At 68.4% G+C, this 11,941-nt stretch carries 8 protein-coding genes; 3 read left to right on the forward strand and 5 right to left on the reverse strand.

The annotated features are described in order from the left end of the window. Positions 1 to 48: 48 nt before the first annotated feature. Positions 49 to 2,220 carry a S46 family peptidase gene (locus ON759_RS13090; RefSeq protein WP_425608486.1) on the reverse strand — a complete coding sequence of 724 codons (2,172 nt, stop codon included), beginning with the start codon at positions 2,218 to 2,220 and terminating at the stop codon, positions 49 to 51. Between the two features lie 59 nt (positions 2,221 to 2,279). Beyond that, positions 2,280 to 4,430 carry a S46 family peptidase gene (locus ON759_RS13095; protein WP_271680835.1) on the reverse strand — a complete coding sequence of 717 codons (2,151 nt, stop codon included), beginning with the start codon at positions 4,428 to 4,430 and terminating at the stop codon, positions 2,280 to 2,282. A gap of 150 nt (positions 4,431 to 4,580) precedes the next feature. On the opposite strand from ON759_RS13095, the gene tdh reads away from it, so the two are divergent. After that, positions 4,581 to 5,603 (forward strand): L-threonine 3-dehydrogenase, encoded by a 1,023-nt coding sequence (gene tdh, locus ON759_RS13100; RefSeq protein ID WP_374383493.1) that lies wholly within the window; start codon positions 4,581 to 4,583, stop codon positions 5,601 to 5,603. Between the two features lie 142 nt (positions 5,604 to 5,745). Beyond that, the gene (kbl, locus tag ON759_RS13105; protein WP_271680837.1) at positions 5,746 to 6,939 is read left to right on the forward strand and encodes a glycine C-acetyltransferase; all 1,194 of its coding nucleotides are present in this window, start codon (positions 5,746 to 5,748) and stop codon (positions 6,937 to 6,939) included. Between the two features lie 3 nt (positions 6,940 to 6,942). Here the strand turns inward: kbl and ON759_RS13110 are convergent, their stop codons facing one another. The 3 genes from ON759_RS13110 to ON759_RS13120 all read right to left on the reverse strand — a co-directional run bounded on the left by ON759_RS13110 (position 6,943) and on the right by ON759_RS13120 (position 9,423). Continuing rightward, positions 6,943 to 7,692 carry a pseudouridine synthase gene (locus ON759_RS13110; RefSeq protein ID WP_271680838.1) on the reverse strand — a complete coding sequence of 250 codons (750 nt, stop codon included), beginning with the start codon at positions 7,690 to 7,692 and terminating at the stop codon, positions 6,943 to 6,945. 4 nt (positions 7,693 to 7,696) lie between these two features. Further along, positions 7,697 to 8,203: a hypothetical protein gene (locus ON759_RS13115; protein ID WP_374383491.1), complete on the reverse strand. Its 507-nt coding sequence runs from the start codon at positions 8,201 to 8,203 to the stop codon at positions 7,697 to 7,699. A 140-nt stretch (positions 8,204 to 8,343) separates the two neighbouring features. After that, positions 8,344 to 9,423, reverse strand: coding sequence for an OmpA family protein (locus tag ON759_RS13120; RefSeq protein ID WP_271680840.1), 1,080 nt, complete (start codon positions 9,421 to 9,423; stop codon positions 8,344 to 8,346). Between the two features lie 249 nt (positions 9,424 to 9,672). Between ON759_RS13120 and ON759_RS13125 the strand changes: the two genes are divergently transcribed. After that, positions 9,673 to 11,691, forward strand: coding sequence for an oxidoreductase (locus ON759_RS13125; protein WP_271680841.1), 2,019 nt, complete (start codon positions 9,673 to 9,675; stop codon positions 11,689 to 11,691). Positions 11,692 to 11,941 lie beyond the last annotated feature (250 nt).

Raw genomic sequence — 11,941 nt, forward strand, 5'->3', positions numbered from 1 at the left:
GTCATGCGGCGTGCCACCGGCGGGGCGCGGATCCCCGCCCCGCATCCCTCACTTCGGCGCGACGCCCAGTTCCTTGAGCAGCTGCGGCGCCGGCATCACCTCCTGCATGATCCAGCGCATGTAGCGCTGGTCCACCGAGATCATGCGGGTGATGACCGGATCGAACACCCAGTTGCTGGCCACCGACTCCAGGGTGCCGTCGAAGGCCAGGCCCACCAGCCGCCCGTCCGCGTCCAGCACCGGCGAGCCGGAGTTGCCGCCGGTGATGTCGAGGTCGGACAGGAAGTTCACCGGCACCGTCCCAAGCCGGGCGTCGGCCAGGCCGGCGTAACGCTTCGCCGCCACCGCGTCGAGCAGCGCCTTCGGGTTGTCGAACGGCTCGGCGCCGGTCTCCTTCGCCGCGACTTCTTCCAGCTTGGTGAACGGCGTGTACACGGTGCCGTCCAGGCCGGTGTAGCCCTTCACCTGGCCGTAGGTGATGCGCAGCGACGAGTTCGCGTCCGGATAGACCGCCTCGCCCTTGCTGCGCTTGTAATCAGCGATGGCGGCGAGGTAGGTCGGGCGTGCCTGCAGGGCGGTGCCGTACACGGCCTTCGACTTCTCCTCCATCTCCAGCAGGGTGGGCATCACTGCCACCGCGTAGCGGATCGCCGGGTCGTCGCTGGACTCGAAGGCCGCCTTGTCAGCGTTGAACCACTTGAGGCGCTCGTCGAGGCTGCCCAACTTGCTGGCACCCAGGCGCGCAAGCGCCTTATCGGCGGCGGCCTTGTCGCGCCCCCCCAGCCACGCGTCCACCGCCGCCACATGCTGCGCGGCCGGCAACGCGACATAGCGGTCCAGCCAGTACTGCTGGAGCTGGCGGTCCATCGCCGGCACATAGCGGCGCTCCATCTGCTTGAGGCTGCCCTCGATCACCGGCAGGTCGCGCTGCTGGTAGCCGGACTCGCGCGCGGCGTCGGGCTTCTGCTTCTCCAGGGCGAGGCGGTACAGGCTCACCGCGGTGCCCAGCACGCCGGTGCGGTTGAAGCTGCCCAGCACCAGGTCGCGCTCCTGCGTGCGCTTGCCGTCCTCGACCAGCTTCACCAGCGTCGCGTGCGCGGCCAGCCCCGGCTTGCCGGCGTCGCCCTGGGTGCGCAGCCAGTCCAGCACCGCGGCTTCCTCGCGGCGCTTGATCGCCAGCACGTCGTTGCGCTTGAAGCCGGCCAGCTGGCCGTCGTAGTTCTTGCTGGTGTTGTTCCAGCCGGCCATGGTCGCGGCGTACTTCACCGCGATGTCGGGATCCTGCTTGCCGGCGGCCTCGACCAGCGCGATCTGGTCCTTGTACGCCTTGGCGATGGCCGGGTAGCGCCACGCCTGCGTGTTCTCGAATTCGGCGACCAGCGCATAGCGGTCGGTGCGGCCCGGGTAGCCGGCCACCATCACGAAATCGCCCGCGCCCAGCGGCTTGTCGGCGATCTTCAGCCAGTGCTTCGGCTTGTACGGCACGTTGTCCTTGCTGAAGGCCGCCGGCTTGCCGTCCTTGCCCACGTAGGCGCGGTAGAACGAGAAGTCGCCGGTGTGGCGCGGCCACATCCAGTTGTCGATGTCGCCGCCGAACTTGCCGACGCTGCCGGGGGGCGCATACGCCAGGCGCACGTCCTTGATCTCGAGGTTCTTGAACAGGCGGTAGGTGTTGCCGCCCAAGAAGCTGTAGAGCCTGCAGCGGTAGCCCGGCTCGGCTTCGCACGCGGTGGTGGCCTGCTTCTCAAAGGCTTCCAGCGCATTCGCGCGCGCCACCGGGTCCTGGCCCGCCGCCGCCATCGCCGCCTTGGCCTGCGCGGTCACGTCGGTGATGTCTTCCAGCACGTAGATGCGCGCGTTCGGGCCCGCCGAGACCTCATCGGCCAGCGTGGCCGGGTTGAAGCCGTCGCGGATCAGGTTCTTCTCCGCCGTGGAGTTGAGCTGGATCGCGCCGTAGGCGCAGTGGTGGTTGGTCGCCACCAGGCCCTGCGGCGAGACGAAGCTGGCGGTGCAGCCGCCCAGCGAGACCACCGCGCCCATGGGGTCGCCGGTGAGGTCGGCCAGTTGCTTCGGGTCGAGCCGCAGGCCGGCCTTCTTCAGCGGGCCGGCGATCTCCGGCAGCTGTTGCGGGACCCACATGCCCTCGTCGGCGTGCACGGCCAGGCTGAGTCCCATCGTCGCCACGGCGATTCCCGTGGCCAGTCTTGTCCGATTGCGCATCATCATGTCCTTGCGGTGTCCTTCTGGAGTGTCGCGAATGGTTCGGGGCATGCCACGGATCATTCCGCGGGCAGGCCCATTTCCTGCAGCAGGTGCGGTGCCGGGTAGACCTTCGCCAGCAGCCAGCGCAGGTAGCGCATGTCGACGTGGATCGCGCGCTTGTAGCGCGGGTCGAACATCCAGCTGGCGCTGACCGCCTCCCAGTTGCTGTCGAAGTTCAGGCCGATCAGCTTGCCGTTGGCGTCCAGCACCGGCGAGCCGGAATTGCCGCCGGTGGTGTCGAGGTTGGTCATGAAGTCGACGGTCTGGGTGCCGAGGGTCGGATCCGCGGTGCTGCCGAAGTCGCCCTTGGCGATCGCGTCGAGCAGCGGCTTCGGCGCATCGAAGGGTTCGACGCCAGTGTTCTTCTCCACGATCCCGGCCACGGTGGTGAGCGGGCGGTAATCCATGCCGTCGCGCGGGCTCAGCGGGCTGACCTTGCCGTAGCTGACGCGCAGGGTGGAGTTGGCATCGGGATAGACCGCCTTGCCCTGCGAATGGCGGAAGCCGACCAGCGCCTGCATGTAGGCCGGACGCAGGCGCATCAGCTCGCCGCTGCGCTGCTTGCCTTCCTCTTCGAGGCGCAGCAAGGCCGGCTGCAGGGTGGCGGCGGCCTGCAGCAGGGTGTCGTCGGAGGCCGCGAGGGTCTTCGCATCGGCCTTCATCGCGGCCAGGCGCTCGCCCTCGTTGCCGAGCTTGGTGCCGGCGTACAAGGCATCGAGCCGCGCCCTGGCCTGCGCTTCATCGCCGCCGAACACCGCATCGAATTCGGGCACGCGCTGCGCGGCCGGCAACGCGGCATAACGCTTCAGCACGTAGGCCAGCACCGCCTTCTCGACGTCGGGGTGGTAGCGCCGCTGCAACTGCTTGAGGCCGCCTTCGATCAGGGCCTCGTCGCGCTGCTGGTAGCCGGACTCGCGCTGGGCATCCGGCTTGCCGCGCTCCAGCGCCAGGCGCTGCAGGGTGATCGCGGAGCCCAGCAACCCGCTGCGCAGGAACGGCAGCAGGAAGTCGCGCTGGCGGTTGGCCTCGGCGGCATCCAGTTGCGCCTGCATCGCGCGGATGTCGGCCTGCACCGCGGCGGCCCCGGGCTGCTTCGCCAGCCAGGCCAGCATCGCGGCCTCGTCGGCGGCACGCACGCGCACCGCGTCGCTGCGGCGCAGCCCGTCCAGCTCGCCCTGCGCGCGCTTGAGCGTGTTCTTCTGCCCGGCGACGGTGGAGGCGTAGAGCACCTCCTTGGCCTTGTCGCCCGCGGTCGCGGCTTCGATCGTCCTGATCAACCCGCCGACAACCTCGATCCGGGTCGGCAGCAGCCACTCGATCTGGTTGGCGAATTCGGAGGCGGTGCGATGGCGGAAGGTGACGCCCGGGTAGCCGGCCACCATCGCGAAGTCGCCGGCCTTCACCGGCGCGGTGGACACGGTGAGGTGCGCGGGCGGCGCGTAGGGCACGTTGTCGGGGCTGTACGCGGCCGGCTTGCCGTCCTTGCCGACGTAGGCGCGGTAGAACGTGAAGTCGCCGGTGTGGCGCGGCCACATGAAGTTGTCGATCTCGTCGCCGTAGTTGCCGATCGCGCGCGGCGGCGCGTAGACGAGGCGGATGTCCTTCAGTTCCAGCTGCTTGATCAGGTAGTACTCGCGGCCGTAGTACATGCTGGCCACGCTGCACCGACGGCCGGCATCCTGTTCGCAGGCGGCGACGGCGGCCTTCTGCGCGGATTCGACGGCGTCGTAGTAGGCGCGCCCGGTCTTGCCGCGCGCATCGGCCAGGATGCGGTCGGTGACGTTGTCGAAGCCGACCGTGACCCAGACCCGGGCGGCGGGGCCGGCGGAGGGCTCGGCGGCCATGCGCGCGGCGATGAAGCCGTCGTCGATCAGGTTGCGCTGGGCGGTCGAATTCAGCTGGATCGCGCCCAGCGCGCAGTGGTGGTTGGTCACCACCAGGCCCTGCGGCGACACGAAGCTGGCGGTGCACCCGCCCAGCGAGACCACGGCGCTCATCGGATGCCGGGTGAGGTCGGCGAGGTCGGCCGGGTTGCCCTTGAAGCCCGCGGCCTTCAGTTCCTTGGCCAGCTGCGGCAGCTGCGACGGCATCCACATGCCTTCGTCGGCCTGGGCGGCGCCGGCGGCGAGGGCCAGCGCAAGGGTCGGGATCACGGGGCGAAGGCGCATTCAGGTGTCCTCGTCTGCAGGCAAACGTGCATTACACCACCCTGCCCCGGCCACGGCCTGTGCCCGTGGTCATGGCCGCGGCCTGCACGGCACCCGGCGGTAGAATGGCCGACTTTCCCGACGGTGGATGCAGGCATGTCGCAGCCGATGATGAAGGCCCTGGTGAAGCGCGAGGCGGCCAAGGGCATCTGGATGGAACAGGTGCCGGTGCCGACGCCGGGCCCGAACGAAGTGCTGATCAAGCTGGAGAAGACCGCGATCTGCGGCACCGACCTGCACATCTACCTGTGGGACGACTGGAGCCAGCGCACGATCAAGCCCGGCCTGGTGATCGGCCACGAATTCGTCGGCCGCATCGTCGAGATCGGTCCCGGCGTGTCCGGCTACACGCTCGGCCAGCGCGTGTCCGCTGAAGGCCACATCGTCTGCGGCCATTGCCGCAACTGCCGCGCCGGCAAGCAGCACCTGTGCCCGAACACGGTCGGCATCGGGGTGAACCGCGACGGCGCCTTCGCCGAATACATCGTGATGCCGGCCAGCAACCTGTGGCCGATCCCGGACCAGATCCCGAGCGAGCTCGCCGCGTTCTTCGACCCGTACGGCAATGCCGCGCACTGCGCGCTGGAGTTCGACGTGGTCGGCGAGGACGTGCTGATCACCGGCGCCGGCCCGATCGGGGTGATCGCCGCCGGCATCTGCAAGCACATCGGCGCGCGCAACGTGGTGGTCACCGACGTCAACGACTACCGCCTGAAGCTCGCCGCCGACATGGGCGCGACCCGCGTCGTCAACGTCGCCAACACCTCGCTGAAGGACGTGATGTCGGACCTGCACATGGAGGGCTTCGACGTGGGCCTGGAGATGAGCGGCAACCCGCGCGCGTTCAACGACATGCTCGACTGCATGTACAACGGCGGCAAGATCGCGATGCTCGGGATCATGCCGAAGGGCGCCGGCGTGGACTGGGACAAGATCATCTTCAAGGGCCTGACCCTCCACGGCATCTACGGCCGGCGCATGTACGAGACCTGGTACAAGATGACCCAACTGGTGCTGTCCGGTTTCCCGCTGGGCAAGGTGCTGACGCACCAGTTGCCGATCGACGACTTCCAGAAGGGCTTCGAACTGATGGAAGGCGGCAAATCGGGCAAGGTCGTGCTGAGCTGGAATTGACGAGACTGGTCGGGCACGAGGCGGCCGGGGCTGCCTGTGCACGACCATCGGCGGCATGGACGCCGCCGATGAGCCTACATGGACGTATTCACGGCGTGTCGGGCAGAGGCAGCCCTGGCCGCCTCATGCGCACGGAACCACCATGTCCCTGACCCAACGCTACGCCGACACCCTCGACGAGATCCGCGCCGCCGGCCTGTTCAAGTCCGAGCGCATCATCACCAGCCCGCAATCGGCCGAGATCGAACTCGCCGACGGCCGCAAGGTGCTGAACTTCTGCGCCAACAACTACCTGGGCTTGGCCGATCATCCGGAGATCATCGCCGCGGCCAAGGAGGCGCTGGAGACGCACGGATTCGGCATGGCCTCGGTGCGCTTCATCTGCGGCACCCAGGACCTGCACAAGCAGCTCGAAAGGACCATCGCGGACTTCTTCGGCACCGAGGACACCATCCTCTATGCCGCCTGCTTCGACGCCAACGGCGGCCTGTTCGAGCCGCTGCTGGACGAGCACGACGCGATCATCAGCGACGCGCTCAACCATGCCTCGATCATCGATGGCGTGCGCCTGTGCAAGGCCAGGCGCTACCGCTACGCCAACTGCGACATGGCCGACCTGGAAGCACAGTTGCAGCAGGCCAAGGCCGACGGCGCGCGCACGATCATGATCACCACGGACGGGGTGTTCTCGATGGACGGCTTCATCGCGCCGCTCGACGAGATCACCGCGTTGGCCAAGCAGTACGGCGCGCTCGTGCACATCGACGAATGCCACGCCACCGGCTTCCTCGGCGCCACCGGCCGGGGCTCGGCGGAGGTGAAGGGCGTGATGGACAGGATCGACATCTTCACCGGCACCCTCGGCAAGGCGATGGGCGGCGCACTCGGTGGCTTCACCACCGCGAAACGCGAAGTCATCGAACTGCTGCGCCAGCGCTCGCGCCCGTACCTGTTCTCCAACTCGCTGCCGCCGCACGTGGTCGCGGCTGGCATCAAGGCATTCGAGATGCTCTCGTCCGCCGGCGAGCTGCGCACGCAACTGCAGGCGAACACCGCGCATTTCCGCGCGCGCATGACCGCCGCGGGCTTCGACATCAAGCCCGGCGTGCACCCCATCTCGCCGGTCATGCTGTACGACGCCCCGCTGGCCCAGCGCTTCGCGCAACGGCTGCTGGAGGAAGGGATTTACGCGATCGGGTTCTTCTTCCCGGTGGTGCCCAAGGGCCAGGCGCGCATCCGCACCCAGATCTCGGCGGCGCACACGCGCGAGCAACTCGATCGCGCGATCGATGCCTTCATCCGCATCGGCAAGGAACTCGGCGTCATCGCGTCCTGAAGCTCAGCCGCCGCCCAGCGCGGCGACTTCCACCTCGGTGAGGGGTCGCCACGCCCCCTTCGCGAGGTCGCCCAACACGACCTGGCCGATCGACACCCGCACCAGCCGCAGCACGCCGATGCCGAGCGCCGCCAGCAGGCGCCGGATCTGCCGGTTTCGGCCTTCGTCGAGCACGATCTCCAGCCATGCGTGCTTGCCGCCGGCGCGCAACAGCGAGACCGCCTTCGCCCGCAACACCACGCCATCGCACGCCACGCCCTCGCGCATCGCGCGCAGGCGCGCCTCGTCGGGGATGCAATCGACCTGCACGTGGTAGCCCTTGTCCGGGCCGGTGCCGGGATCGGTGATGCGCGCCGCCCACTGCGGATCGTTGGAAAACAGCAACAAGCCCTCGCTGGCCTTGTCGAGCCGGCCCACGGGGGCGATCCAGCCCAGGCCGGCGCCATCGAAGCAGCGATACACGGTGTTGCGCGCCTGTTCGTCGCGCGCGGTGGTGACGAGGCCGCGGGGCTTGTTGAGGGCGATGTAGCGGCGCTCGACCGCGAGTGCACCGACTGCGTGGCGGTCGACTTCCAGCACGTGAAGGCCATCGACTGTCGGGAACTCCGGGTCGGTCACGACGCGCCCATCGACACGCACGCGCCCTTCGCGGATCCACGCGGTGGCCTGGCTGCGCGAGGCGACGCCGCGCTTGGACAGCGCGCGCGCGAGCCCGATGCGACGCGGACGTGCACCCGGACCGTGGCTCGCCATCGGATTACTGCTTCGGCTTCTCCGCCGCAGGCGTTGCCGGTCCGGGCGCTGCAGGCACGGGCGCGGCGTCCTTGCGACCAACCACGCGTACCCCACGCGACTTCAACCAGGCGTCGAATTCATCGGCGGTCATGCGCTTGCCGTTCTGCGTCATGTTGAAGCGCCACGGCGTGTTGTCGAATTGGGTCTTGGGCTTGTAGGCGGCGGGGTCGTTGGGGTCCACGGCACCCGCCGGGCGCGCATTCGCCATCGCCCGGCAACCATCCTGGCGGATGCGCAGGAGCACGTTGTCGACCGACAGCGCCTCGTCGAAAGCCTCTCCCAGCACCCCCGCCGATGCGCCAGCCTGCGACGTGCCCGGATTCAACTCGATCGCCAGCGTCGACAACACCGTCGAGCGCACAGGCATCGCAGACAGTAATTCGTTGCTGCAGGCCAGCTGCGCCTGCGCGAACGAAGCCGGGGACATGCACGCCAAGAGGAGGGCGGCAACGACGCGAATGAAGGTCATGTGGGTTTCCCCGAGGGTTGCGGCAGTGTAGGTCGAAGCTCCGCGACCCTGCAATCGGAGGCTGGGGCCGAACGTGGTCCACAAACAAGAAGCCCGGCGCGAGGCCGGGCTTCCTGATGCCGCGAACGGAACAGTCCGAATTACTGGGTGTTCAGCTCGGTACGGCGGTTGGTCTCGCTCTTGCAGCCCGGGAAGGCCTGGCCCTTGTCCTCGAGCGGACGGCTCTCGCCGTAACCGTTCGGACCCGCCAGACGGCCGGCATCGACGCCGTTGCTGGTCAGGTAGTCGTACACGGCCTTGGCGCGACGCTCGGACAGACCTTGGTTGTACGAATCCTTGCCGCACTGGTCGGTGTGGCCAGCCACTTCGACGCGCAGTTCCGGATAGCGCTTCAGGATCTCGACCGCCTCGTTCAGGATCGCGATCGCGTCCGGACGCAGGGTCGACTTGTCGAAGTCGAAGTTCACGCCCTTCAGGTCGATCGACACCGGCACCGGGCAACCGTCCGGACCGATGGTCTGGCCAGCCTGCGAACCCGGGCACTTGTCGTTGCAGTTGTTGACGCCGTCGCCGTCGTCATCCATGTCGGCGCAGGTCGGCTGCGGGGCCGGCGGCGGAGCAACCGGGGCCATCGGCTCCGGCCCAAGGGCCACGGTCAGGCCGACGGACGCGAGCAGGTCGGTGAACTGGTCTTCGCTCGGTGCCGAGTAAGACGAGTCATTGAAATCGACGCGGGTGCCGATTTCCGTGCGCAGGTCCAAGCGACCGAAGTCGAACTGAAGACCAGCGCCCAAGTTCAGCGCCAAGTTCGAATCCTCGACCTGACCCGGGGACACCGGGTTCGGCGTCGCGGCGTACTCTTCTTCGCTGCGCTGCCAGCCGATCCCGCCACGGACATAGGGCCACCACTTGGAATCGACGCTGCGGAAGTGGTAACGGCCATCCAGCGACACGCCGTACTGGCTCCACCACAGGTTCGGATTGGAGGACTTGTCCGGGTTCTGGTAGTTGATTTCAGCTTCCAGCGAGACGTTCGGCGAGATGAACTTGCCGAAGCCCAAGGTGCCGAAGAGGGAGTCTTCGGTGTTGCGGTCCTTGTCCTGGAAGTTCACGCCGGTCGAACCGGAGACGTACCAACGGTCATCGAACTCCTGGGCGGACGCAGCCTGCGCCAGACCCAGACCACCCAGAAGGGCGGCGCAGAGGAGTTTCTTGTTCATGTTCAGCTCCTTGATCAGTAAAAGAAACCGTGACGCAAATTTTGAATGCACTGAGACGGCTGTGTCCGCACGCCATCCCGTTCAAACTACAGCGGGCGCCGTGAAAGCCATGTTAACGCTAGCATAACGGATGCGGCGATGCAAAATCCCGCAGCGAAGTCTACCGTTCATCCCGAACCACGAGGCGGGCTCGGCCATCCGCGACCATGGAAACGCGACGCGCACCGTACGCCTAGGTATGCTAGGCCCATGAGCCCACCCTATCCTCGCCTCCTGCAACCCCTCGACCTGGGATTCACCCGCCTTCGCAACCGGGTGCTCATGGGTTCGATGCACACCGGGCTGGAAGACCATGCCCGCGACTTCCCGAAGCTCGCGGCCTACTACGCGGAGCGGGCGGCCGGTGGTGTCGGCCTGATCGTGACCGGGGGGTTCGCACCGAATATCGTGGGCTGGCTGAAACCGTTCGCCGGGCGCATGAGCCAGCCTTGGCACGTCGGCCGGCATCGGATGGTCACCTCCGCCGTGCACGCACACGACGGCAAGATCTGCATGCAGCTGCTGCACGCCGGCCGCTATGCCTACCATCCGCTGTCGGTCGCGCCTTCGCGATTGAAGGCGCCGATCAATCCCTTCACGCCCCGCGCCCTGGGTACACGCGCGGTCGAGCGCCAGATCCGCGACTTCGCGACGGCGGCATCGCGCGCGCGCGACGCCGGCTACGACGGCGTCGAGATCATGGGCTCCGAAGGCTACCTGCTGAACGAGTTCACCGCGCCGCGGACCAACCGGCGCAACGACGCCTGGGGCGGCGATGCGACCCGCCGCATGCGCTTCGCGGTGGAGATCGTGCGTCGCGTGCGCGAGGCCTGCGGCCCCGACTTCATCCTGGTCTACCGGTTGTCGATGCTCGACCTGGTGGAAGGCGGCAATGGCTGGGACGACATCGTCGCGCAGGCGCGCGCGGTCGAGGCCGTTGGCGCCACGATCATCAACACCGGCATCGGCTGGCACGAGGCGCGGGTGCCGACCATCGCGACCTCGGTGCCACGCGCGGCCTTCGCCGGCGTGACCGCCAAGCTGAAGCCGCATGTCGGCCTGCCGCTGGTCGCGACCAACCGCATCAACACGCCCGAGGTGGCCGAAGCCGTGCTGGCGGCCGGCGGCGCCGACATGGTCTCGATGGCGCGGCCATTGCTCGCCGACCCGCAGTGGGTGGAGAAGGCCCGCAGCGGGCGCGCGGCGGCCATCAACACCTGCATCGCCTGCAACCAGGCCTGCCTCGACCACGTGTTCGAGAACAAGCGCGCGAGCTGCCTGGTCAATCCGCGCGCCTGCGCCGAGACCGAATTGGTGTACACGCCCGCGGCGGCCCCCAAGTCGATCGCCGTGGTCGGCGCGGGACCGGCCGGCCTCGCCTGCGCCACGGTCGCCGCGGAACGCGGCCATCGGGTCGCCCTGTTCGATGCCGCCGGCGAGATCGGCGGCCAGTTCAACCTCGCCAAGCGCATTCCGGGCAAGGAAGAGTTCCACGAGACCCTGCGCTACTTCCGCCAGCGGATCGAGGACACCGGCGTCGAGCTCCGCCTGCACGCCCCGGTGGATGCCGCGATGCTCGACGGATTCGACGAGGTGGTGGTGGCGACAGGGGTGACGCCGCGCGCGATCGACATCCCCGGCCACGACCACCCCAAGGTCGTCGGCTACCTGGATGTCCTGCAGGGCCGCGTCGTGCCGGGCGCCAAGGTCGCGATCATCGGCGCCGGCGGCATCGGCTTCGACGTGGCCGAATTCCTCGCCGAGCACGGCGCCTCGGCAACGCTGGATCCGGCGCGGTGGATGGCCGAATGGGGCGTCGACCCGAGCTTCGAGGCGGCCGGCGGGCTGGTGGCGCCGCGCCCCGAACCGTCCGCCCGCCAACTGTGGCTGCTGCAGCGCAGCCCGGGGCGTCCCGGTGCGCGGCTGGGCAAGACCACCGGCTGGATCCATCGCGCCACCCTGAAGTCCAAGGGCGTGAAGATGCTCGGCGGGGTGGAATACCTCGGTGTCGACGACGAGGGCCTGCACGTGCGGATCGATGGCGGCGAGCAGCTGCTTGCAGTCGACCACGTGGTGGTTTGCGCCGGCCAGGAGCCGCGCCGCGACCTGCATGCGGCGCTGCTGGCGCGCGGTCGCAACGTCCACCTGATCGGCGGCGCCGACGTGGCCGCCGAGCTCGATGCCAAGCGCGCGATCGCCCAGGGCAGTCGCCTCGCCGCGGCGCTTTGAGCAGGCGACCGAATAAAAACTCCAGTCGGATCAGAGACTTGGCAAAAGGCGCATTCAGCTTTCGTTCGGGAAGCGCCGCCTAAGGTGCGCGCACTTTCGTCCTGCCCCGCCCTCCTGGCGCACGGGCAGCTACCGGCCCCCGACTACGACGGCGGGCCCGGGCAAAGGTCGCCATAGAGCTGCCGCCCTCCCCAGTACGCCATGACGCGTGTCCCCGCCCCGGCCGAACGCCGGTGTCGAAGCCACGCGC

Origin of the sequence: Thermomonas mangrovi, from assembly GCF_028201335.1 — a bacterium.
GTDB lineage: Bacteria > Pseudomonadota > Gammaproteobacteria > Xanthomonadales > Xanthomonadaceae > Thermomonas > Thermomonas mangrovi.

Coding starts and splice junctions, on each gene's coding strand:
- tdh (WP_374383493.1), top strand. CDS start 4,581: ATGAAGGCCCTGGTGAAGCGCGAGGCGGCCAAGGGCATCTGGATGGAA.
- ON759_RS13090 (WP_425608486.1), bottom strand. CDS start 2,220: ATGCGCAATCGGACAAGACTGGCCACGGGAATCGCCGTGGCGACGATG.
- ON759_RS13120 (WP_271680840.1), bottom strand. CDS start 9,423: ATGAACAAGAAACTCCTCTGCGCCGCCCTTCTGGGTGGTCTGGGTCTG.
- kbl (WP_271680837.1), top strand. CDS start 5,746: ATGTCCCTGACCCAACGCTACGCCGACACCCTCGACGAGATCCGCGCC.
- ON759_RS13110 (WP_271680838.1), bottom strand. CDS start 7,692: ATGGCGAGCCACGGTCCGGGTGCACGTCCGCGTCGCATCGGGCTCGCG.
- ON759_RS13095 (WP_271680835.1), bottom strand. CDS start 4,430: ATGCGCCTTCGCCCCGTGATCCCGACCCTTGCGCTGGCCCTCGCCGCC.
- ON759_RS13115 (WP_374383491.1), bottom strand. CDS start 8,203: ATGACCTTCATTCGCGTCGTTGCCGCCCTCCTCTTGGCGTGCATGTCC.
- ON759_RS13125 (WP_271680841.1), top strand. CDS start 9,673: ATGAGCCCACCCTATCCTCGCCTCCTGCAACCCCTCGACCTGGGATTC.